Annotated in this window: 19 protein-coding genes; 11 read left to right on the top strand and 8 right to left on the bottom strand. The window is 71.9% G+C overall.

Features of this window, described 5'->3' with window-relative positions:
* Window positions 1-72 precede the first annotated feature (72 nt).
* Both ETD85_RS36755 and ETD85_RS36750 read left to right on the top strand, forming a co-directional pair.
* Window positions 73-957, top strand: a complete 885-nt coding sequence (locus ETD85_RS36755; RefSeq protein WP_138694433.1) for a hypothetical protein — start codon at window positions 73-75, stop codon at window positions 955-957.
* A complete protein-coding gene (locus tag ETD85_RS36750; protein ID WP_138694432.1) occupies window positions 954-2285 on the top strand; it encodes a methyltransferase family protein in 1332 nt (443 codons plus the stop codon). The genes ETD85_RS36755 and ETD85_RS36750 overlap by 4 nt, the downstream gene beginning before the upstream one ends.
* Before the next feature lie 11 nt (window positions 2286-2296).
* Here the strand turns inward: ETD85_RS36750 and ETD85_RS36745 are convergent, their stop codons facing one another.
* The 3 genes from ETD85_RS36745 to ETD85_RS36735 form a co-directional block, all read right to left on the bottom strand.
* Entirely contained in the window at window positions 2297-3997 is a 1701-nt protein-coding gene (locus tag ETD85_RS36745) for a glycosyl hydrolase family 18 protein (RefSeq protein ID WP_240779663.1), read from the bottom strand.
* Between the two features lie 124 nt (window positions 3998-4121).
* Window positions 4122-4850 (bottom strand): aspartate/glutamate racemase family protein, encoded by a 729-nt coding sequence (locus tag ETD85_RS36740; RefSeq protein WP_138694431.1) that lies wholly within the window; start codon window positions 4848-4850, stop codon window positions 4122-4124.
* Entirely contained in the window at window positions 4847-6454 is a 1608-nt protein-coding gene (locus tag ETD85_RS36735) for an NCS1 family nucleobase:cation symporter-1 (RefSeq protein ID WP_138694430.1), read from the bottom strand. The genes ETD85_RS36740 and ETD85_RS36735 overlap by 4 nt, the downstream gene beginning before the upstream one ends.
* A 131-nt stretch (window positions 6455-6585) precedes the next feature.
* Between ETD85_RS36735 and ETD85_RS36730 the strand changes: the two genes are divergently transcribed.
* Window positions 6586-7203, top strand: coding sequence for a helix-turn-helix domain-containing protein (locus tag ETD85_RS36730; protein ID WP_138694429.1), 618 nt, complete (start codon window positions 6586-6588; stop codon window positions 7201-7203).
* On the opposite strand, the gene ETD85_RS36725 is transcribed toward ETD85_RS36730, so the two are convergent.
* The 4 genes from ETD85_RS36725 to ETD85_RS36710 form a co-directional block, all read right to left on the bottom strand.
* The gene (locus tag ETD85_RS36725; RefSeq protein ID WP_138694428.1) at window positions 7156-8160 is read right to left on the bottom strand and encodes a catechol 2,3-dioxygenase; all 1005 of its coding nucleotides are present in this window, start codon (window positions 8158-8160) and stop codon (window positions 7156-7158) included. The two genes, ETD85_RS36730 and ETD85_RS36725, sit on opposite strands and share 48 nt — an antisense overlap.
* Window positions 8157-9263, bottom strand: coding sequence for a 4-oxalomesaconate tautomerase (locus ETD85_RS36720; protein ID WP_138694427.1), 1107 nt, complete (start codon window positions 9261-9263; stop codon window positions 8157-8159). Before ETD85_RS36720 ends, ETD85_RS36725 begins: the two co-directional genes overlap by 4 nt.
* 33 nt (window positions 9264-9296) lie before the next feature.
* Window positions 9297-10040 (bottom strand): PIG-L deacetylase family protein, encoded by a 744-nt coding sequence (locus tag ETD85_RS36715; protein WP_138694426.1) that lies wholly within the window; start codon window positions 10038-10040, stop codon window positions 9297-9299.
* 305 nt (window positions 10041-10345) lie between these two features.
* On the bottom strand, window positions 10346-10987 hold the full coding sequence (locus ETD85_RS36710) for a GntR family transcriptional regulator (RefSeq protein WP_138694425.1): 642 nt from the start codon (window positions 10985-10987) through the stop codon (window positions 10346-10348).
* Window positions 10988-11062: 75 nt separating this feature from the next.
* Here ETD85_RS36710 and ETD85_RS36705 point away from each other — a divergent pair, with 75 nt between their 5' ends.
* From ETD85_RS36705 to ETD85_RS36670, 8 genes are all read left to right on the top strand, one after another.
* Window positions 11063-12040, top strand: a complete 978-nt coding sequence (locus ETD85_RS36705; protein ID WP_206059076.1) for an ABC transporter permease — start codon at window positions 11063-11065, stop codon at window positions 12038-12040.
* An 11-nt stretch (window positions 12041-12051) separates the two neighbouring features.
* Window positions 12052-12456 (top strand): type 1 periplasmic-binding domain-containing protein, encoded by a 405-nt coding sequence (locus ETD85_RS36700; RefSeq protein WP_138694423.1) that lies wholly within the window; start codon window positions 12052-12054, stop codon window positions 12454-12456.
* Window positions 12457-12579: 123 nt separating this feature from the next.
* Window positions 12580-13269 (top strand): ATP-binding cassette domain-containing protein, encoded by a 690-nt coding sequence (locus ETD85_RS36695; protein WP_138694422.1) that lies wholly within the window; start codon window positions 12580-12582, stop codon window positions 13267-13269.
* Between the two features lie 120 nt (window positions 13270-13389).
* Complete coding sequence (locus ETD85_RS36690; protein ID WP_206059075.1) at window positions 13390-13881, top strand: hypothetical protein; 492 nt, start codon at window positions 13390-13392, stop codon at window positions 13879-13881.
* Window positions 13881-15266: a hypothetical protein gene (locus ETD85_RS36685; RefSeq protein WP_138694420.1), complete on the top strand. Its 1386-nt coding sequence runs from the start codon at window positions 13881-13883 to the stop codon at window positions 15264-15266. The genes ETD85_RS36690 and ETD85_RS36685 overlap by 1 nt, the downstream gene beginning before the upstream one ends.
* A complete protein-coding gene (locus tag ETD85_RS36680; protein WP_138694419.1) occupies window positions 15263-16585 on the top strand; it encodes a VWA domain-containing protein in 1323 nt (440 codons plus the stop codon). Before ETD85_RS36685 ends, ETD85_RS36680 begins: the two co-directional genes overlap by 4 nt.
* Before the next feature lie 12 nt (window positions 16586-16597).
* Window positions 16598-17713 (top strand): ATP-binding protein, encoded by a 1116-nt coding sequence (locus ETD85_RS36675; RefSeq protein ID WP_138694418.1) that lies wholly within the window; start codon window positions 16598-16600, stop codon window positions 17711-17713.
* Entirely contained in the window at window positions 17710-20616 is a 2907-nt protein-coding gene (locus ETD85_RS36670) for a DUF5682 family protein (protein ID WP_240779662.1), read from the top strand. Before ETD85_RS36675 ends, ETD85_RS36670 begins: the two co-directional genes overlap by 4 nt.
* A gap of 148 nt (window positions 20617-20764) precedes the next feature.
* Here ETD85_RS36670 and ETD85_RS36665 read toward each other — a convergent pair.
* Window positions 20765-22179: PepSY-associated TM helix domain-containing protein (locus ETD85_RS36665; protein WP_138694417.1), on the bottom strand; the 1415-nt coding region annotated here is incomplete at its 5' end.

Genomic DNA, 22179 nt, shown 5'->3' with positions numbered 1-22179 from the left:
CTCTTGACACGTTCCGAGATCTGCATCATACAGTTTAATCACTTGGTTAAACCGTTCGATGAAGGAGTGGTCGTGGAGCCCGAACGGAAGCCGCAGCAGAGGGCGAGACGGATCCTGGCCGGGGTCCTGGCCGCCCTGTTCGCGGCGATGCTGCTCTACCAGGTCCTGCACGCGGGCCACCTGGAGCAGACGGCGTTGTTCTACGTCGGGATACCGGCCGTGATCGCCGTCACCGTCGCCCTGACCGCGCGGCCCCGCAGCACCGTCGGCATGGTCATGGCCTCCGTGACCGTCGCGCTGGCCCTCGCCGGGCCGCTGCTCGGTGAGGGGATCGTCTGCCTGCTGATGGCCGCGCCGCTGTTCTACCTGGTCGGCGCGATCGTCGCGGTGGTCATCGACGCGGCACGGCGCCGCCTGGGCAACGGGCGGATGAGCCTGCTCCTCGTGCCGCTCGTCATGGCCGCCGCGCTGGAGGGCACCGCGGCCTCGCTGCCGCGGGCCGGCGAGGCCGGCGTCACCGTGGCCGTGGCCGGCGCGGACGTCGAACGGGCGCTGGCCGGGCAACCGCGGTTCGGCCCCGTCGAGTCGCCCTTCCTGCGCCTCGGCTTCCCCCGCCCGCTCGTGTCCGAGGGCACCGGCCTGGCCGTCGGCGACACCCGTACGATCACCTTCACCCCCCGCCGCTCGCTCGGCATCGGCGCCGCGCTGGAGCCCAGGTCCATGACCCTGCGGGTGAGCGAGCGCGCACCGGGGCACGCCGTGTTCGCCGTGGTCGAGGACACCACCGTCGCCCGCTGGATGGACCTGCGCCAGGCCACGTTCGACTGGAGCGCGGAGCGCCTGACGGTCACCATCTCCTACCGCCGCACCTTCGACCCCGGCTGGTACTTCGGCCCGCTCCAGCAGTACGCGGTCTCCGAGGCGGCCGGTTACCTGGCCAGGACCTTCACCTCATGAACGACCCGGCGCTGATCAGGAGCGTCGCGCTCTTCGCGCCGATGGCCGCCGTCTGGATCGCGCTCGCGCGACGGCGGCCCGGGCAGCGGGACATCGCCGCGATGATCGTCGCCACCGCGTGGAACCTGCTGGTCCTCGGGGCGCTGAACGTCGTCGCCGTGCGGATGGGCTGGTGGACGTTCGGCGCTCGGGGCGCCCTCGTGGCCGGCGTCCCCGCCGACCTCCTGCTCGGCTGGGCGCTGCTCTGGGGCGCGCTGCCCGCCTGCACCGCGCGGGCCCAGCCGCTCCCGCTGGTCGCCGCCGTACTCGCCTGGCTGGACCTGGCGATGATGCCGCTGGCCGAGCCGGTGGTGGTGCTGGGGGAGCAGTGGCTGTACGGCGAGGCCGCCGCGATCGGGCTCGGCCTGCTCCCCGGGCTGCTCCTCGCCCGGTGGACCGCCGCCGACCGACGGCTGCCGTGGCGGGTGTCGATGCAGGTGGTCCTCGCGGGCGGGCTCATGCTCGGCGTCCCGATCGCGCTCACCGGGGCGTGGCGGCAGCCCGCCTGGGCGCTCGGGCTGCTGGTGCAGGTGCTCGCCGTGCCGCTGGTGACCGGGCTGGCCGCCGTCCGCGAGTTCACCATCTCAGGAGGGGGCACACCGGTGCCCTACGACCCGCCGAAACGCCTCGTCACCAGCGGCCCGTACGCCTACCTGCGCAATCCCATGCAGTCCTCCATGGCCGGCGCCTACCTGGTGCTGGCGGTCGCCGACCTCCGGTTCGCCGCCGCCGCGCTCGTCTGCTTCGCCTACGGCGCCGGGCTGGCCTCCTGGCACGAGGGCGCGCAACTGCTCGCCCGGTACGGCGACGGCTGGACGACCTACCGCACGCACGTACGTGCCTGGCTGCCCCGCCTCCGCCCCTACGCCGGCCTGCCGCACGCCGACGTCCACGTGGCCGCGACCTGCGAGCGGTGTGCGTACGTGGGCGGGTGGATCGGCCGCCGCCGCCCGGCGTCGCTGCGGATCCGGCCCGCCGAAAGCCATCCCGCCGGCCTGCGCCGGATGACCTACGAGCGGGCCGACGGGCTGCGGGCACAGGGGGTGGCGGCCTTCGCCCACGTGGCCCAGCACCTGCACCTGGGATGGGCGATCCTCGGCTGGTTCCTCCTGCTGCCGGGAGTGGGGTGGTTCGCCCAGCTGTGCGCCGACGCCTTCGGCGCCGGCCCGGCCAGCCCGGCCAGCCCGGGCAGTCCGGGCGTCGCCGGCGAGCCGGCAGCCGGCTCATGGCCGGCGGGGAATGACCTGCTGACGGGTCAGGGCCGGCCTCCGCGGGAGGGCCGGCCCTGACGGTCCTCAGATCAGCCGAGGCCGCTCTTCATGGCCGTGAGCAGCTCGGCGTTCGTGGTGTCGCCGCTGAGCTCCCAGAAGAACGCGCCGCCGAGGCCCTGGTTCTTCGAGTAGCTCATCTTGCCGCCGATCGTGGCCGGCGTGTCGTAGCTCCACCACTGGTTGCCGCAGTAGGCGTACGCGGTGCCCGCGACCGTCCCCGTGGCCGGGCAGCGCGTCTTGAGCACCTTGTAGTCCTCGATGCCCGCCTCGTACGTGCCCGGCGCCGCCCCGGTGGCCGTGCCGCCCGGCGCGGCCTGCGTGACGCCGGTCCAGCCGCGGCCGTAGAAGCCGATGCCGAGCAGCAGCTTGCTCGACGGCACGCCCTTGCTCTTGAGCTTCTGGATCGCGTTGTCGGAGTAGAAGCCCGCGATCGGGATGCCGCTGTAGTCGGTGAGCGGCGAGTGCGGGGCCGTCGGGCCCTGCGCCGCCCAGGCGCCGAAGAAGTCGTAGGTCATGACGTTGTACCAGTCGACGTACTGCGCGGCGCCGCCGTAGTCGGCCGCGTCGATCTTGCCGCCGTTGTTGCCGTCGGCGGTGATGGCCGCGGTGACCAGGTTGCCGGAGCCGAAGCGCGTGCGCAGGGCGGACATGACGTTCTTGAACGCGGCCGGGCCGCTGGTGTCGCAGGTCAGGCCGCAGGCGTTCGGGTATTCCCAGTCGATGTCGATGCCGTCGAAGACGTCCGCCCAGCGCGGGTCCTCGACCAGGTTGTAGCAGGAGTTGGCGAAGGCCGTGGGGTTCTGCGCGGCCTGGCCGAAGCCGCCGGACCAGGTCCAGCCGCCGAAGGAGAAGAGCACCTTCAGGTTCGGGTACTTCTTCTTGAGCTTGCGCAGCTGGTTGAAGCTGCCGCGCAGCGCGCCGGCGTCCCAGGTGTCGGCGACGCCGTCCACGCTCTCGCCCGCCTGGTAGAAGCGGTCATAGTCGGCGTAGCTGTCGCCGATCGTGCACTGGCCGTTCTGCACGTTGCCGAAGGCGTAGTTGATGTGCGTCAGCTTGGCCGCGGAGCCGCTGGTGTCGATGTTCTTGACGTGGTATCCGCGCTGGTAGACGCCCCACTGGACGAAGTAGCCGAGGACCTTGTTGCCCCCGCCTCCGCCGCCGCCCGTGGTGGTGGCCGTGACGGCGTTGCTGGCGGCTGAGCGGTTGCCGGCGGCGTCGCGGGCGCGGACGGTGTAGGTGTAGGCGGTGCTGGCGGTCAGGCCGGTGTCGGTGTGGGTGGTGCCGGTGACGGTGGTGATGAGGGTGGTGCCGCGGTAGATCTCGTAGCCGGTGACGGCGACGTTGTCGGTGGCGGCGTCCCAGGCCAGGGTGACGCTGGTGTTGGTGACGCCGGTCGAGCGCAGGTTGCCGGGCACCGACGGCGCGGTGGTGTCGGTGCCGCCGCCGCTCGCGACCTTCCACAGGGCGGGGACGTTCGGCGGCTCCCAGCCGGGCTGCGAGGTGTGGCCCTGGAGGCATTCGTACTCGACGCCGTTGTACGTGACGCGAGCTCCCGTCGCGTACGTCGTCCACGCGGCCCAGGCGTCGGCGGCCGCGACCGACTGGGCAGCTGACCGGGTGGCTGACTGGGTGGCGCCGTACGCGCCGGCCGGGGCGGCGACCGCGGCGGTGAGGGGCAGCAGTAACGCCGCCAGCCCGGCGAGGGACTTGCTCAGGATGGTGTGTCTCATGATGCTCCGACATCCGATTGGGGGGTGTATGGGGGGTGGGATGCCTAGGAAACTATTAGTAAAGTTTCCTTTTAATTATGAGACGACGGTAGCCTCTGCCTGCGGAGGCGTCAATACATTCCGGTCAGGTCGTGAAATCGCGGAGTAAACCCGAGTAGCGCTTGGGCCTCGGACGGGCGTACTCGCCGCGCTTGCCCGTCCGCAGGCCGAGCGCGACCAGCGACTCGGCGAGCCTGGTCGCCACAGAGACCCCGTCGATCACCGGTACGCCCGTCGCGCGCGACACCTCGGCGCAGAACGACGCCATGCCCGCGCACCCCAGCACCACCGAGTCGCTCCCGTCGCGCTCGACGGCCGAGACGCACAGCTCGGTCACGGTCGCGCGGGCGGCGGGATCCTCCAGGCCGAGCACCGGGATCTCGCACGCGTGCACGCCCCGGCAGGCGGCGGCGAAGCCGTACCTGTGGGCGAGGTCCCAGGCTCTGCCTGCGGTCCTCGACAGCGTGGTGACCACGCTGAAGCCGCGCCCGACCAGCGTGGCCGCGTGCATCGCGGCCTCCGCGACGCCGATCACAGGCCCGCTCGCGAGCTCCCTGGCCGCGTCCAGGCCGGGATCGCCGAAGCAGGCGATGACGTACGCGTCCACCCCGTCGCGCTCGCCGGCCGCGATCTCGGCCAGCACGCCGGGGACGGCCAGTGCCTCGTCGTAGTGGCTCTCGATCGACTCCGGGCCCATGCGTGGGCTGACGGCGATGATCTCGGTCGAGGAAGACGCCACCGCCCTGGCGCAACGACCGATGGACTCGGTCATGGCCAGGGCGGTGTTCGGGTTGATCACTTTGATGCGGGTCATGCGGCGGTGATCCTGGGGGTGCGGCGTTCCAGGGCGACCAGCGCCACGAAGCCGAGCCCGCAGCCGATGAACCAGCTGTAGTCGGCGATCCACGTCAGGTCGGCCGTCGTCACGCCGAGGTCGAGCAGCATCTTCGGCACGAGCACGGAGGCGATGGCGGGCCCGCCCGCCGCGACGGTGGCCCAGATGGCGTTGGGGTTGTACCCCTTGCTGAACCAGTACCGTCCGGCCCGGTCGAGGGTGAACAGGTCGTCCACCGCCACCCGCTGCCGCGCGCAGATGTAGTAACCGGCGATCAGGATCCCGAACAGCGGGCCGATCAGCGCTCCGAGCAGGCCCAGCGTGTAGTGGATCGCGTCCGGGTTGCTGTACCAGTTCCATGGTGTGAGCAGCACCGAGCCGACCGCCGCGATCATCCCGCCGGTACGCCAGCTGATGCGCTGCGGGCTGACGTTGGAGAAGTCGAACGCCGGTGAGATGAAGTTGGCCACGATGTTGATGCCCACCGTCGCGATCACGAAGGTGAGGCCGCCGAGCAGGATGGCGAAGGGCGTGTCGATGCGCTGCACCGTGTGGATCGGGTCCGTGATGAGCTCCCCGAACACGGGCACGGTGGCAGACGCCGTGATGACGGTCAGCAGGGAGAAGAACAGGAAGTTGATCGGCAGGCCGAGCAGGTTGCCGCGCTTCACGGCGTTGAATGAGTGGCTATACCGTGAAAAATCGCCGAAATTCAGCATCGGTCCGGAAAAGTACGACACGACCAGGGCGGTCGCGCTGAGCATGACCGGGATCGACTCCCCGAACCCGAGGCTGTCGCCCTGCGACAGGTCCAGGCTGATGTTCTCCCAGCCCGCCTGGCTCACCAGGTAGACGGCGAGCACGACCATGACCACGTACACGGCCGGCCCGGCCCAGTCGACGAACCGCCTGATCGCGTCCATGCCCCGCCAGAACACCGCCGCCTGGGCGACCCAGAGGATCGCGTAGCAGATGTAGCCGAGGACGGACAGGCCGAGGAAGCTCGGCTCGTTCAGCGCGGCGGTGGCCGGCCAGAACTTCAGGAAGATGATGATGAGCGACTGCGAGGCCAGGTAGGTCTGCACGCCGTACCAGGCGATCGCGATGGCGCCGCGCACGATGGCGGGGATGTTCGCGCCGAGCACGCCGAAGACGGCGCGGTTGATCACCGGGTACGGCACGCCCGTGACCTGGCTGGGCTTGGCGACCAGGTTGCAGAAGACGTTGACGATGACGATCCCCGCCAGCAGCGCGAACAGCACCTGCCAGCTCGCCAGCCCGAGGGCGAACAGGCTGCCCGCCGTGACGTAGCCGCCGACGCTGTGCACGTCGGACATCCAGAAGGCGAAGATGTTGTACGACGACCAGGTCTGCTCGCGCAGCGGCGCCAGATCCTCGTTGGTCAGCCGTGGGTCGTAGGCCGGTGGCGGGGTCTGGTCGATCGATCCGGTGACAGACCCTGTGACGGACCCGGTGGCAGGCGCGGTGACAGGCGCGGTGGCAGGCGCGGTGGCAGGCGCGGTGGCAGGCGCGGTGGCAGGCGCGGTGACAGGCGCGGTGACAGGCGCGGTGGGTTCGGTCATTGCGGCATCCTTGGGGGGTGAGAGCCGTCTGGTGTTAAGTAACCGCTTAACACTCGTTGTTAACCTATTACTTGACGGCCGGGCGCCAATTGCGCGCGTGTTAATCCCCTGTGACAACTGGTGTGGAGGCCATGGAGAGCCCTACGGACCTGGAAGCGGTCAGCAACGAGCGCCTCGGCCGGCGGCTTCGCGCACTGCGCACCGAGTCGGGCAAGTCGCTGCGGGCCGTGGCGCGGGAGCTGGGCATCTCCGCCAGCGCGGTGTCGCAGATCGAGCGCGGGACGATGCGGCCCTCGGTGAGCCGGCTCATCGCCTACGTCTCGGCCATCGGAGCGCCGCTGGCGGCCGTGTTCGACATGCCGGAGGACAAGGAGCCGCGCGGCGACGCCGCGTCGGCGGCCCCCGGCGAGGATTTCGCGATCAGGCGGGCATGGGAGGTCGCGCCGATCCGGCTCGGCGGCGGCGTGACGTTCCGCAGGCTGTCGCCCGCGCCGACGCGGGACGTGGAGTTCTTCGAGTCCGTCTATCCGCCCGGCGCGGTCTCGACCGCGCACGGGCGCTTCCTCAAGCACGAGGGGTACGAGGTCGGCGCCGTCACGGAGGGCGAGCTGACCATCGAGTTCGAGTCGGAGGTCGTCACGCTCTCCAAGGGCGACTCGATCACGTTCCCGTGCAGCCGCCCGCACATCATCGGCAACCGCTCAGGCAGCGTCACCGCCGTCGCGACCTGGCTGATCGTCCACCGCTGACTCGGCCGCCTGGATCGGTGGCGTCCCGTGCGAGTGGAAGGACGGGATCGTCTTCAGCCCCCACGCCTGGCCCTTGGCGCGCTCGGCCTCCGTCCACGTGATGGTGCGCCAGTCGGGGGCCAGGATGAGCCTGGTGAGCGGGTTGCACAGCTCGATGCGGTTGCCGCCGGGTTCGTAGACGTACAGGAAGAAGGTCTGCTGGATGGCGTGCTTGTGCGGGCCCGTCTCGATGAAGACGCCGTTCTCCAGGCAGATGTCGGCGGCCCTGAGGATGTCCTCGCGGGTGTTGGTGGCGAACGCGATGTGGTGCAGCCGCCCCGACGCGCCCGACCAGTCGTCGGTGTAGACGAGGTCGTAGGACTTGTTCGCGAAGTGCAGCCACTGGGCGGAGATCCGGCCGCTGTCCAGCATGATCTGCTCGGTGACGCGGGCCCCGAGCACGTCGCGCACGAAGGCGCCGTTGGCGGCGGCCTCGGCGGCCAGGAAGTTGATGTGGTCGAGGCGACGCACGCCGACCCCGTGGCCGGGGAACGCCTGCGGCTGGTTCTTCAGCGCGGGACGCAGCTCCGGCGGCGCCTCGTACCACTGCGACTCCCAGTAGATGCGCAGCTCGTGGCCGTCGGGGTCGTGGAAGGCGTACGTCGGCCCGCGCCCCGGCTCCCCGTCGCGCCAGCCGAGGCCGAGCCCGGCGTCCTTGACGGCGAGCACCCTGCGCTCCAGCGCCTCCTGGCTGCTGGCCCGCAGCGAGGTCGCGCGGATGCCCGGGGTGCGGTGCGCCGTCAGCGTCAGGCTGTGGTGCTCGTAGTCGTCATAGGTGCGCAGGTAGACCGAGTCGCCGTCCGCGCCGCACCGCGTCAGGCCGAGGATCTCGGTGAAGAACCACAGGCTCCGCTCCGGCTCGGGCGTGAGCAGCTCCACGTGTCCGATGTGGGCGATGTCGTGCAGCAGGGCGGTCACGCGTCCCATCCTCCGTCGGCCCGGGGACGGGGGAAGACCATCCCGTCGAAGAGCTTGCGCGCGGTGCGCACGTTGGCGGCCCGTACCGCGGTGGGCGGGCTGGTGGACAGGTCCAGCTCCACCTCGACCTCCAGCAGGCCGGTCGGATGCTCGACGGCCATCCGGCTGCCGGTCCTGGGCAGGTGCGCGTACCGTCTCGCCACGCCGTTCTCCAGCAGCGCGGCGGTGACCACGCTGACGGCGCCCAGCACCCCGATCGCGGTGTGCGGACGGACCGGGATGAACGTCCGCGTGCACAGCACGCCGCCCTCCCTGGGCGGCGCGACCAGCGTGGTCTTCGGTACGGACTCCGCGGCGACGTCACCGAGCCCCATGAGCTTGCCCGCCTGCATGCGGAGCGACTGCACGCGCCTGAGCAGCCCGGCGTCGGCCGCGAGCGCCTCGTAGGACTCGTAGCCGGTGATGCCCAGATCCTCCGCCGCCGCGACGACGACCGGCATCCCGTTGTCGACGCAGGTCACCCGGATCCCGTCGATCACGTCCACCTCGTGGCCCGTGGGCAGCAGCCGGCCGGTGCTGGAGCCGGCGGTGTCCTCGAAGCCGAGCACCACGGCGGCCGCCGTGCCGGGGACGCCGGAGATGGCCGTGCCGCCCGCGTACTCGACCCGGCCGCCGGGGGTGCCGAAGCGGGCGGTGGCGACGCCGCCGGTGTTCACCAGGCGGATGCGGACGTCGGTGTGCCCGTCGGCGGGCCGGACGAGACCGCGCTCGACGCCGAAGGGGCCCACGCCGGCCAGCAGGTTCCCGCAGTTCTGGCGCGTGGAGACCGTCGCCCCGTCCACGTCCACCTGGAGGAAGAGGTAGTCCAGGTCGGTCGCGGCCGGCCGGCCGGCGGAGGCGGAGACCACGGCGACCTTGCTGGTCAGCAGGTGCGCGCCGCCGATGCCGTCGATCTGGCGCGGGTCGGGGCTGCCCATGATGCGCAGGAGCAGGTCGTCGCGCTCCTCGAGGTCGGCCGGCAGGTCGTCGGCCAGGAAATACGCCCCCTTGGACGTGCCGCCGCGCATCAGCATGCACCGCACGCCGTCATCGAACCGAGCCATGACCGCCCCCGAACCTTTCCGTCGTCTTCACTGTCACTCGAGCACGCCTGTCACCTGCGGATACAGCCGCATGTACGCCTCGCCCATGGTGTCGTGCGGCAGGCCCAGGTTCGGGCCCGCGTTGCGGCGCAGCTGGACGCCGCGGCGCTTGGCCAGGTCGGTGTAGTAGTCCCACATGTGCTGCTGGGCCGGCAGGCACTCCATCGCCTTGCGCTTCCTGTCGAAGACGGCGGTGATGTCGAGCAGCACGTCCGGCTTGAAGTCGCACTGCTCGGGCTGGTGCGGCTCGAAGAAGAACACCGGCGGCGCGCCGAGCGGCTCGCCCGGCGCGTCGTAGCCGGCGGCCTGCGCGAGCACGCGCGCCTGCAGCGCCATGCGGGCCGCCGCCGGGTGGTCGCCGTTGTACGGGTCCGCCAGCGGATGCGTCAGCACCACGTCGGGCGCGAGCTCCCGGTAGACGCCCACCAGGCGGTCCACCAGCTCCGTGGTCTCCACGAGGGGATAGTCGCCCGCGTCCAGGAACTCGATCTCGGCCCCCAGCGTCGTGGCGGCGTTCTCGGCCTCTTCGCGGCGGATCGCCTTGATCTCGTCGAGCGTGCGGCCCGCGCGCCACGCCTTGGCGGACTCGCCGCGCTCGCCGAAGCTGAGGCAGACCACCTTGGCCCGCTCGCCGCGGGCGGCGGCCAGGGCGATCGCGCCGCCTGCCCGCCAGACGAAGTCGCCGGCGTGGGCGCTAATCACCAAGAGGGTGCGCGGAGTGGTCTTTGCCGAGGTCACCCGCCGACGCTAAAAGCGAGACGACCAGATTGTCAACACTTTCATCAGCAATCTGCGGGAAGCGGCAAATCTCGGGCTAGTAGACCTTGATAAACGACAATATTGTCAACGATACGGGCGGACCGGAGAGAGCGCATGGACGAGCCCAAAGCGGTGCCGCGCGACCACGGCGAAGCCGGCCGGACCGGCGTTCAAGATCCCGGCCGAGCCTGCCGCCGTCGCCCGCCATCGGGCCCGTCGGACCGGCCGTCGGGCCGGGTGGATCGGCCATCGGGCCCGTCGGATTGGTCGGCGGGTCGGGTGGATCAGTCGGTGGTCGCCTCCAGGGCCTTGGCGACGCTGCGCAGGTGCTGCTGCATGGCCGTCTGCGCGGCCTCCGGGTCACGGGCCACGATGGCCGCCACGATCAGCTCGTGCTGCGGCAACGACACCGCCGCCCGCCCCGGCTGCCGGGCGAGCCGGAACTTGTGCCGCACCACCTGCGCCCCGAGCCGTTCGATGATCGACGCCGACGTGCGGTGGTCGGCGATCTCGCGGACCTTGGCGTGCAGGACCGCGTTCAGCTCCGAATACCGGTCCAGGTCGTTGCCCTCCACGGCGGCACGCATCGCGGCTACGGTCTCCCGCAGGTCCTCGGCCTGCCGGGGGGTGACCCGCTCGGCGGCCTTGGCGGCCGACAGGCCCTCCAGCACCATCCGCACCTCCGTGATCTCGATGGCCTCGGCCTTGGAGATCGCCCGGACGCGGGCCCCCTTGTTACGCAGGATCTCGACCAGGCCCTCGCCGGCCAGCTCCTTGAACGCCGTGCGCACGGCCGCCCGCGTCGTGCCGAACTGCTCGCACACGTCCGCTTCGACCAGCCGCTGGTTGGGCACGAAGTCCCCGCCGAGTATGACCGCCCTGATCCGGTCGGTCAGCGGCTCCTCCAGCCGGGACTCTGAGGTCACGGAATCCTCCCGCCCTTGTGTAGACGCACCTTGGTCAACAATATTATCGACAATTCTCCCCAAGGGCGCCGTCCAGTGAACGGGCTGCGGTCAGGGGCCCGGGCCCTGCTGCGGCAGGACTTCACCGGGGTCCTCATCGCGACGGTCGTGCTCGTGCTGGTGGTGGGGGCGCGGGACGCCACGTTCCTGGAGTTCGGGCAGCTCTCCCAGGTGCTCAACCAGGCGGCCGTGGTCGGTGTGCTGGCCTGCGCGATGGCCTATCTGCTGGCGATGCGGGAGCTGGACCTCTCTGTCGGGTCCGTACTCGGACTGTCAGCTCTGTGCGGGGCGCTGCTCATCTGCGCGGGCCTGCACCCGTGGCTCGCCGCGGTGTCGTGCGTGGCCGCGGGCGCGCTGCTCGGGCTGGTGAACGGCGTCCTCGTGGATCTGCTCAGATTACCCTCGATCGTCGCCACGCTCGCCACCCTGTCCACCTACCGCGGGCTCACGCACCGGCTGAGCGAGGGCAAGCAGGTCCTGGGGGCGGCGCTGACCGACCCGTTCTCCAGGTTCTTCGGCTGGAAGCTGCTGGGGCTCGGCATGAACTTCTGGGCCCTCGCCATCGTCGTGGCCGTGCTGGCCGTGACCCTGCGCAACACCCCGTTCGGCTACCGGATCCGGTCGATCGGCAGCAATCCGGAGGCGGCCAGGTTCAGCGGGATCCCGATCCGCGGGGTGCGGCTGCAGGTGTTCGTGCTCGCGGGGGTCATGGGCGGGATCGCGGGGGCGCTCACCCTCGGCTACTTCGGGGTCGCCGACCCCAACGCGGGCTCGGGGTACGAGCTGCAGGCGATAGCCGCCGCCGTGATCGGCGGCACCCCGCTGCACGGCGGCCGGGCCTGCGTGATGGGGGCGGCGCTGGGGGCCGTGCCGCTGGAGGTCGTCAGGACCGCCCTGGCCTACTTCCGCATCGACATCAACTGGAACGACTTCACCACGGGCGCCGTCATCCTGCTCGCCGTCGGATTCGCGAGCCTGCTCAGGAGGCGCTCGGACGCTCGTACCCCCACCTGATCGGAGCCATCATGAGCGCTCGCCCCCGGCGGACGGCCGCCGCTCTCGCTCTCGTCACGCTCACCGGTCTCGCCGTCGCCTGCAGCACCGGGGAAGGGGCGCCCGCGGCCGGACCCGCCGCGAGCGGGCGCGCGGCCAAGGACGTCCACGTGGCCTTCGTCGCCGCGGCGGCCAACCTGAACTTCTCGCAGGAGATGGTGGAGGGCGCCAAGTACGCCGGGCAGGAGCTGGGCGCCGACGTCCAGGTCGTCGCGCCGCCGGGGCCCGACGGGCAGGCCGAGGTCGGGCTGTTCCAGCAGGTGATCGCCACCGCCAAGGACGGGGTCGGCGTCATGACGCTCAACCCCGGCGAACACGCCCCGGCCCTGCGCGCCTCCCCCGTCACCCCCGGCCCGCGGCGCCGGGGATGCCGCTGAGGGCGCCGCTGGGAACCCTCCCGGCGGTGGCTCGGAGGACGTCGCGGGCGGAAGCGCGGGTGTGCTGCGGCTGGTCTCGGTGAGCGTGCCGGGGCGGCTGCGGGAGGTCAGCCTGGAGTCAGCCTGGAGGCCGCGCCCGGCGAGATCCTCGGGATCGCCGGGCTCGTCGGCTCCGGCCACACCGACGTCCTGCGCGTGATCGCCGGCGCGCTCGCCCCCCATTCGGGCCGGGTCGAGCTGCCCGGCGGGCGGCGGCCGCGCCGGCCGGGGATGCGCGCCGCCGTCCAGGCCGGGGTGGGCCTCATCTCCGGCGACCGCCGGGGCGTCGGGGTCACCGCCGACAAGCCGGTCTGGGAGAACATCGTCCAGGTCAACGCCGTCAGCCTGGGCCGGCTCGGCCGGTGGCTGACGCGGCGGGCGCTGCGGGAGTCGGCCCAGGCGCTCGCCGGCCGGGTCGGCGCACGAGCGCGATCCATGGATCAGGCGGTGGACCAGCTCTCCGGCGGCAACCAGCAGAAGGTCGTGTTCGCCAAGTGGCTGGCTGCCCGCCCGTCCGTGCTGCTCATGGACGATCCGACCAGGGGCATCGACGTCGGCGCCAAGGCCGAGATCTACGCGCTGATGGGCGAGCTCGCCGCGGCGGGCACAGTACAGCTGCTGGCCTCCAGCGACCCCCGGGAGCTGGCCGGGATCTGCCACCGCGTCATGGTGATCAGGAAGGGCCAGGTCACCGCCGTGCTGGCGGGCGCGGAGCTGACCGCGCACGCCGTGCTGGAAGCCGTGAACGGCGATCGCGGCGCTCCCGCGCTTTGATCGTTTAGACCCGATCTGTCAGTGGGGTCGGGTAAGTTCCCGGATCATTGATCAGCCGTTCGCGAAGGCGCGGGCACTCCCGCCTGCGCTCGTGAGCTGCGGGGCGGAGGTTCTGAGGTCGTGGACGCGGACGAAACCGCGTGGGAGCGGCGTAGCGTCGTGCGGGTGGTGCCGCCGGTCGAGCCACGCAAGCTGGCGAAGGTGCCCTTCGTCGAGCTGGCGGACGGCCGGCTGCAGGGCGTCGTGTCGAGCGGATCCGACATCGAACGGGTCTACGTCTCGTCGATCGCCGCCGGCACCCATGCTCTGAGCTGCAGCACCAACAACAACCGGCCGTGCGGCGCGCTGCACGGCTACGCGTGCAAGCACCTGCGGCTGCTCGCCGACGAGGCGGTCGTGCAGTACGGGCTCGACCGGGTGGCCCGCTACCTGCGGGTCGAGGTGCCCGACGGCGGATCCCTGATGAGCTGCCTGAAGGGGCAGCCCGAGCGCACTCCGGCGGCCGTGGTGTTCAGCCGGTTCCTGCGCCACCTGGCCTATCTCGAGGTGCCCGACAGCACCGAGCCCCTGGCCGAGCTCCACTGGTTCCCCGCGACGAGGGTGGTGCGCTGATGCTCGACGTACAGCTCGGTGAGGTGCTCGGCGGCGTCCCCGAGGGGGTGGACGAGGCGCTCGACCTGGTGTCGGGGTTCGACGGCGCGCTGACGCACGGGTTCGCCCGGCTCGGTGAGGAGCCGGCCGCGGCGCTGGCCGCGCTCGCGGGAGCCGTGGCGGCCGGGCCGATCGGCGAGCGCGCGGCCGAGGCCGTGGAGAAGGTGAGCGCCGGGTCGATCAGCGACGAGCACCTGGCGGCGCTGGCGGGGGCCCGCGCAGCCCTGCTGGGCGCGGTGCACGACGCCCTGCTCGGCCGCCTCGACGCGGCACTGGGCCGCACGCGGGCGGCGTGGGAGCCGGCCGCGGCCGGCCCCGAGGCGGCCGCCAACCTGCTCGCCGGATGCCGCGGCTGGCTGCGCGAGCTGGCCATCTCCGGCTGGCGCGGCGTTGACGACGACCTCGTCACCTCCTCCGACCAGACGATCGAGGCGCTGCTCGCCGCGCCCGCGCTGCGCGGTCTCGCCGTGCTGCTCGACGGCCTGGCGGCGGAGCTGCGGGCCTCGTCCCCGGTCGGCACGATGGAGCGGCTGCCCGCGCGCAGGTGGGCCGACCTGTGGACGCGCGCCCTGCTGCTGTCCCAGAAGGGCGCCTGGAACGGCGGCGCCGAGCAGGTGTCGGGCCGGCTGCTGATCCTCGGGGCGGACGTGCACGAGCACGCCACCGTGGTGCGCGTACAGGTGCACGGCATCCTGGAGCCCGCGGGCGGCGCGCCCGCCCGGCTGGTGCGCACCAGCGTGGCCGCGGCGAAGGTCGACACGATCGCGGGCCCGGCCGTGTGGCGGCTGCTGGGCGGCCACCCCGTCCTGCTGGGCGCGCTGGCCGAGCACCGCAGCGTGGAGGTCACCGACATGCCGCTGCTGGCCGGCGGCGACCTCGTGTGGCACGACGACCGGGCGCGCGCGGGGGAGGAGGCCGACCCGTTCGCGACCGCGCGGGTGGGGCTCGCCGCCGCCGTCGCGCCGCCGGTGGCCCCGCTCGACCGCCATCCCGTACGCATCGCGGAGCCCGTGCTCGTCGAGGGCTACAAGATCGACGGCGAGACGCTCGACCTGGGCGGCAGCTCGCTCGCCCTCGACCTCGACCGGCTGCCGGCCTGCGGGCCGCTCACGCCCGAGCTGGTCGCGGCCTCCACGGCGTGCGTCGGGCTCATGCGCTGGGACGGCGGCCGGTGGCTGCTGCAGCCGCTGGCGGTGCAGGCCATGGTGAAGAAGAAGCCCGTCGCCGCGCACAACGGCGACTGGGCGCTCGGTCCCACCGACCCCAAGGTGGTCAAGGCCGAGGCCAAGGCCGGTGACGTCGTCGCCGTGCTGCGCGAGCGGGCAGGGCGGTTGCTGCGGAAATGAGCGAATCCGAAACCCCTCCCGCCGCCACCGGCCCCGACGCCGACCAGAACCGGCGCGAGGTCCTCTACTGGCGCCTGCTGTCGCGGCTGTTCAGCCCCGACGAGCAGCCCGCGCTGGAGACCGCCAGCGTGGCCATCGTCGACGACCTCGGCCTCCCACCCGCGCTGCTCGACCCCGGCGTGTCGGTCGACAACCTGGTGCAGCGCTTCCCCGATCTGGACGCCGAGCTGCGCGGCCTGATGACGGAGCAGGAGCACGAGGCGGGCGACGAGGTGCGCCGCGCGGCGCTCGTCTCCAAGCTGCTGCTCAACGTGTTCTCGACCGGCACGGGAAACGTCACCGCCGGGCAGCTCGAAAGCTGGAAGCAGGACGCCGCCTGGTTCGAGCGCGGCATGGGCTGCGAGCCCGGCGAGCTGCGCCGCCGTCCGGGCGACGAGGAGGTGGCCGCGGTGCTCGCGGGCATCGAAGGCGACCTGGTCAAGCGGATGCACCTGCGTGAGGTGCTCGCCGACCCCAACCTGGCCAGGCAGCTCACGCCCAGCATGTCGCTCATCGAGCAGCTCCTGCGCGACAAGTCCAACCTGTCGGGGGTCGCGCTGGCCAACGCCAAGGCGCTGATCCGCAGGTTCGTGGACGAGGTCGCCGAGGTGCTGCGCACCCAGGTCGAGAAGACCAGCGTGGGCGTCATCGACCGGTCGGTGCCGCCGAAGCGGGTCTTCCGCAACCTCGACATCGAGCGCACGATCTGGAAGAACCTCACCAACTGGAGCCCTGAGGACCAGCGGCTCTACGTGGACCGGCTCTTCTACAAGCAGACCGCCCGCCGCACCACCCCCGCGCGCCTGATCGTGGTCGTCGACCAGTCGGGCTCGATGGTGGACGCGATGGTCAACTGCACCATCCTGGCCTCGATCTTCGCCGGGCTGCCCAAGGTCGACGTGCACCTGATCGCCTACGACACCCGGGCGCTCGACCTGACGCCGTGGGTGCACGACCCGTTCGAGGTGCTGCTGCGCACCACGCTCGGCGGCGGCACCGACGGCACGGCCGCGATGGCGCTGGCCAGGCCCAAGATCGCAGATCCGCGCAACACCGTGATGGTGTGGATCTCCGACTTCTACGACAACCGATCGCTGATCAACGACTTCGAGGCGGTGCACCGTTCCGGGGTGAAGTACATCCCGGTCGGCTCGGTCAACAGCTCCGGGCAGGCGAGCGTCGATCCGTGGTACCGCCAGAAACTCAAGGACCTGGGCACCCCGGTGATCTCAGGCCACATCCGCAAGCTCGTGTTCGAGCTCAAGAACTTCCTCACCTAGGAGACCCGCGAAATGAGTGACGATATGCTGCGCGCCCCCGCAGAGGTGAAGTACGCAGAGGAGCTCGACTGGCTGGAGTCGATCGACGACAGCCCCAAGCCGTTCTCGTGGCGGCTCAGCCCGCGCATGATCAGGCTGTTCATCCTCGGCTCCGAGCGTTCCGACGGCCTCGACCGCGAGATCGCGCAGAAGTGGTTCGGCGACCGCAGCTTCGTCGAGCGCAGCATCGTGACCCTGGCCTCCGACCGGGGCCTGCTGCTGATCGGCGACCCGGGCACCGGCAAGAGCTGGCTGGCCGAGCTGCTGTCCGCGGCCATCTGCCGCAACTCCACCCTCGTGGTCCAGGGCACGGCCGGCACGACCGAAGACCACATCAAATACTCGTGGAACGTCTCCATGGTCATCGCCAAGGGCCAGTCCCGCGAGTCGATGATCCCCTCGCCGATCATGACGGCGATGGAGGGCGGCGTGATCGGCCGCTTCGAGGAGCTGACCCGCTCGACCAGCGACGTCCAGGACGCGCTCATCTCGATCCTGTCCGAGAAGTACGTCTCCATCCCCGAGCTCGACGACGACAACATCGTCTTCGCCCAGCCGGGCTTCTCCATCATCGCCACCGCCAACAGCCGCGACCGGGGCGTCAACGACCTGTCGTCGGCGCTGAAGCGCCGCTTCAACTTCGTCCGCATCCCCGTCGTGACGAACAAGAAGAGCGAGGCGGAGATCGTCCGCTTCCGTACCGAAGAGCTGCTGCGCCGGCACCAGATCGAGCTCGACCTGCCGCCCACGCTGCTCGACATCCTGCTGCAGAGCTTCGCCGACCTGCGCTCCGCCGCCGCCTCGGCCACCAGCGACGACGAGAAGCTGGAGTCGGCGCTGTCCACGGCCGAGCAGATCGGCGTGCTGGAGGACGCCATCCTGCACAGCAACTTCTTCGGCGACCGCACGCTGCGCGCGCAGACGCTGGCCGGCTCGCTGGTCGGCTCGCTGGCCCGGCGCAACCCCGAGGACCTGGCGATCCTGAACAAGTACTGGCACGGCGTCGTCGAGCCCCGCAGCAAGAAGGACGGCGGGGAGTGGCCGGAGTTCCTCGAGGGCGGCCGCGAGGCCATCGCCACGCTCTCATGACGAGCCACACACCCGAGACCGCCTCCGGCCTGACCCCAGCGGGGCAGGCCGTGGCCGGGGAGCCCGGCGCGGGGCAGGCCGTGACGGGGCAGGCCCTCGCGGGGCAGGCCGTCGCGGGGCGGCCGAGCCCGTTCGGCTCGCTGCGCGAGCAGCTCCTCGACGCCGCCACCACGTTCGCCGGCGCGCCCTCCGAGCTGTCCGGCATCCTGTCGGGCCTGGTGGACGACGTCGACCGGGCGCTGCGCGAGGAGCTGGAGATCTTCCCGGTCTGCCACCATTCGCCGGCCTCCGCGCTGGCCATGGTGCGCCGCCTGCGCGAGAAGCAGCCGAAGGTCATCTACCTGGAGCTGTGCGAGGACCTGCAGCCGCTGCTGACCGAGCTGCGCAACTGCCGGCTGCCGGTCGCGGTGCAGGCGTTCGCGACCGACATCGAGGGCTTCCCGAAGACGTGGGCGCCGCTCAGCGTGGTGGCGCCCATCACGGAGGCGTCGGCCGAATACCAGGCCATCTCGTACGCGCTCGAAACCCCGGGCGTCGAGCTGGTCCTGGTCGACCGCTCCTCCGACCACGTCTTCCAGTGGAAGTCAGAGGAGGAGCCGCCCGCCGGGGAGGAGCCGAAGGACGACGCCCAGGAGCCCAAGGAGGAGGCGGGCCTGCACGGCGACGCCGTGGGCGTCGAGATCGGCGACCTGCGGCCGCGCTTCGCCGAGCTGGAGGAGCACCTGCTGCACCACGGCAAGGTGCGCCACTGGTCGGAGTGGTGGGACCAGTACGTCGAGCAGCCGCTCTCCGGCGCGGACTACGGCACCTACCGCCAGGTCATGGTACTGATCGGCAGCCTGTTCCGCCGGCTGAGCCGCGACGCCGACCGGCTGGCCATGGACGAGGACCGCGAGCGCTACATGTGGACCAGGATGCGCGAGCACCTGGCCGCCTCCGGCGCCGACCCCGCCGACTGCCTGTACGTCTGCGGCGCCTTCCACGCCGCCAGCCGGGTCGAGCAGTTCGGCGTGCGGTCCACGGCCGCCTTCGAGATCAGCCCGCGCACGGACACCAAGTGGCTGTACGGGCTCATCCCCTCCAGCCACTCGGCGATCGAGGCCCAGTTCGGGCTGGCGTCCGGCTCGGTCTCGATCGCGGCGGCGACCTGGGCCAAGTCGCTGACGCGCAGCAAGCTCACCCCGTTCCAGCTCGCCGGGCAGAAGGGCGCGCGCAAGCGGCCCGCCAAGCTGCCCGCGCCGGTGCCGCAGGAGGAGGTGACCGACCGGCTGACCGGGTTCCTGTCGCGGCCGCCCGTCCTCGACGAGCTGGACCAGGCCGAGCTGCTCGGGTGGAGCGTCGACATCGTCCGGCTGGCCCGCCGCAACGGATACCTGGCCAGCACGGCCGACGCCATCGCCGTGTTCGAGACCTCGATCCTGCTGGCGGGCATGCGCAACAGGGCCAGGCCCACCCCGTACGACTTCCAGGACGCGGCCGTCACGTGCATCGAGAAGGACGTCGTGCCGGGACGGCGCGACGTGCGCCGCCTGTGCGAGATCCTGCTCGGCGGCGACCGCGTCGGGGAGGTCGGCTACGACGCGCTGCCCCCGCTGGCCAGGAACGTCTACGACCGGCTCGCGCCGCTCGGGCTCGACCTGGAGAAGCGCACGATCCAGCGGGCGCTGCTCGACCTCAACGCCAGCCCCGAGCTGGTGCCCTGCTCCGACCTGCTGTGGATGCTGCGCTACCTGCTGCCGTCCGACGCCGTCCGGCCCATCATGGGCGAGCGCCGGCTGGGGGAGCGCTCGATCCAGGAGAGCTGGGACCTGTCGTTCGGCAAGCACCAGCGCTCGATCATCGAGCTCGGCTACGAGGGCGTCACCATCGAGCAGGTGCTGGAGCAGCGGCTGCGGCGTTCGGTGTGGGACCCGAAGGCCACCGCGGCCGTCGCGCTGGCGGCGGTCGAGGACGCGGTGCTGTTCCTGGGCAGCCGGCGCTTCGCCGACGAGCTGGGGGCGCGGGCGGTCGAGCTGCTCAAGTCGGAGCGGAGCGTGGACGACGCGCCCGAGGTGCTGCGCAGGATCCGCCGGCTGATGGCCTACTACCGGGCCAACGAGCCCGAGCTGCCGGCCTGGTGCGAGGAGTTCGCGACCTCCGGCTACGCGCACTACTGCACGCTGCTGCCGACGGCCTTCGTTGCCGACGACACCGGGGTGCGGCAGGTCGCGGCCATGCTCGGATTCCTGTTCTCGATGGAGAGCCTCGCGCTGGCGCTGGGCTGCGACCGGGCCCAGCTCGAGCTGGCGGTGAAGCAGTCGCATCCGGAGTCGCCGGCCAAGGTGGCGCTGCTGTGGGCGGCCCGGCACCAGCTCGGGCTGCTGCCGGTGGCCGAGCTGCGCTCCCGCGTGGACGAGCTGCTGGCCAACCCGCTGGTCATCTCGTCGTTCCCGCACTACATCATGGGCTTCGTGCAGGCCATGGAGCCTGCTCCGGCGCTCACCGGGTTCGTGGTGGAGGTGATCACCAAGGCGTTCGGGCGGCTGCCCGACAACGTGCTGCTGCCGTGGCTGCCCAAGCTGATCACGACGCTGCGGGATCAGGCGGGCGAGCTGATGCCGGTGCTGGTCCGCGAGGCGGGGCGCACGTTCCCCGGCTCGCTGGCGGCGGTGGACTCCTGGATGCCGCCGTGGTCGGCGCGACCGGCCCGTCCGGCCGCCGCCGGGTCCGCGGCGGTGGCGTCGGGGCCGGTGACGACGCTGCTCGTGGGGCACCCCGCGGCCTGCGACGCGGTGGCGGAGCTGCTCGGGTGCGAGGGGGAGTGGCGGGCGCCCTCCGCCGGCGGGTCCTCCCACCGGGAGGTGAACGCCCTGCTGACCGCCCACCCGGAGCCCGCGCTGGCCGTGGCCACCCTCCTGGCCTGACCTGCCGCCCGGCCCGGATCCGCCCATCTCGGGGGATCCGGGCCGGACGCTTTTTGCGGCCCGGCGGGTGTACGAATGAGCGGGCAGCAGCCGCTTACGGGCAGCGAGGAGCCTCGGCCCCGGCAGCTGACCCGCTCCCGGGCCGCGCTCAGCCGAGCACGCGGGCGAGCGCCGGGACGCGCCGCAGCACCAGCCAATCCAGCAGCAGCACGACCACCATCGTGACGCCCGCCAGCGGGAACAGCAGGCCGAGCACCGCCATGATCCCCATCACGCCGTACGCCGTCCGCCTGCTGGTCGCGCGGGCGGGCGCGCCGGCCCGTCCCTTGGGGCGGCGCTTCCACCACATCCACGCGCCGGTGACGACGAGCGTGATCAGGGTCAGGCAGGCGCCGAGCATGATCACCAGGTTCGCGGGGCCGTACCTGCGGCCCTCGTGCAACGCGATGCCCTGCTCGACGACCTTGGCCATGACGCCGTACTCGGCCCAGCCGTAGGAGACCAGGACCCGGCCGCTGTACTGGTCGACGTGCAGCGTCTGCGCGGCCGACGGGTCGCGGCGCGGGTCCGTCACGATCGTGTAGACGCCCTGCGGGCCGTCCGGGAGCAGGACCTTGACGTCGCACTCGGCGGGCGGGCACGCGGTGATCGCGGGCCGGGCGGCGGCCAGGGCGTTCTCGACGGGTACGGCGCCGGGCTGCAGCACGCCGTGCCCGCCGCCGTGGCCCGCGTGCCCGTCCTGGGAGGCGGGTACGGGGAGCCGCTCCGCCGCCCACGGCACCTTGGAGTCCGGATTGGCGGACAGGTCCCCGGACAGGAGCGGGGTGGAGGTGTGCGGGAAGTCGTCGGCGCTCGGGTAGGTCGAGCCGGTACGGTCCTGGATCCGCTGCAGCCCGTCGCCCCACACGCCCGACCAGGGCAGTCCGGACAGGACGAGGAACACGACCACCGCGCCCCCGCCGACCCCGGTCAGCACGTGCAGGCGGCGCAGCCGGATCCGGGGTGACCTGCGGGCCTTCCGCCGCGCCTGGTTGCGGGCGGCCCGGCCGGACCACCACAGGTAGGTGCCGGTGGCGACGAGGATCAGCGCCCAGCACGCGGCGATCTCCACTACCCGGTCGCCGACCGTGCCGGACATCAGCTCGCCGTGGATGGTGCGGACGACGCGCATGAACGTGGCGCTGTCGTCGATCCGGCCCAGGACGGCGGCGGTGGCGGGGTGGACGTACACGGAGATGCCCTGCGCCCAGGGGCCGGAGTCGGCGCCCTGGAGGATGACGCGGGTGGAGCGGCCGGGGGACGTCGGCGGGATGACCGACATGACGGGCGCGTCGGGGCGTACTCGCCGGGCGGCGGCGATCTGCTCGGCCAGCGGCCGCGGGGCCGCCGCCGGCGGCTCGGCCAGGGTGCGGACGTCCTGGTAGCGCCACTCCTCGAACGGCTCCTTGAAGAGGTAGATGGCGCCGGTGGTGGCGAGGACCAGCAGGACGGGGGCCACGAACAGGCCCGCGTAGAAGTGCCAGCGCCAGACGGCGCGGTAACGCTGGGAGGAGGTGGGGGTGG

It is taken from the genome of Nonomuraea zeae (genome assembly GCF_005889725.1).
Classification (GTDB): Bacteria; Actinomycetota; Actinomycetes; order Streptosporangiales; family Streptosporangiaceae; genus Nonomuraea; species Nonomuraea zeae.
Note: the sequence above shows the minus strand (reverse complement) of the source record. Positions and strands in the feature narration are given on the sequence as shown.

Bases quoted from the DNA above. Each gene is read 5' to 3' on its own strand.
- ETD85_RS36750 (WP_138694432.1), top strand. From the start codon at position 954: ATGAACGACCCGGCGCTGATCAGGAGCGTCGCGCTCTTCGCGCCGATG.
- ETD85_RS36745 (WP_240779663.1), bottom strand. From the start codon at position 3,997: ATGAGACACACCATCCTGAGCAAGTCCCTCGCCGGGCTGGCGGCGTTA.
- ETD85_RS36740 (WP_138694431.1), bottom strand. From the start codon at position 4,850: ATGACCCGCATCAAAGTGATCAACCCGAACACCGCCCTGGCCATGACC.
- ETD85_RS36735 (WP_138694430.1), bottom strand. From the start codon at position 6,454: ATGACCGAACCCACCGCGCCTGTCACCGCGCCTGTCACCGCGCCTGCC.
- ETD85_RS36730 (WP_138694429.1), top strand. From the start codon at position 6,586: ATGGAGAGCCCTACGGACCTGGAAGCGGTCAGCAACGAGCGCCTCGGC.
- ETD85_RS36720 (WP_138694427.1), bottom strand. From the start codon at position 9,263: ATGGCTCGGTTCGATGACGGCGTGCGGTGCATGCTGATGCGCGGCGGC.
- ETD85_RS36700 (WP_138694423.1), top strand. From the start codon at position 12,052: ATGAGCGCTCGCCCCCGGCGGACGGCCGCCGCTCTCGCTCTCGTCACG.
- ETD85_RS36685 (WP_138694420.1), top strand. From the start codon at position 13,881: ATGCTCGACGTACAGCTCGGTGAGGTGCTCGGCGGCGTCCCCGAGGGG.
- ETD85_RS36680 (WP_138694419.1), top strand. From the start codon at position 15,263: ATGAGCGAATCCGAAACCCCTCCCGCCGCCACCGGCCCCGACGCCGAC.
- ETD85_RS36675 (WP_138694418.1), top strand. From the start codon at position 16,598: ATGAGTGACGATATGCTGCGCGCCCCCGCAGAGGTGAAGTACGCAGAG.
- ETD85_RS36670 (WP_240779662.1), top strand. From the start codon at position 17,710: ATGACGAGCCACACACCCGAGACCGCCTCCGGCCTGACCCCAGCGGGG.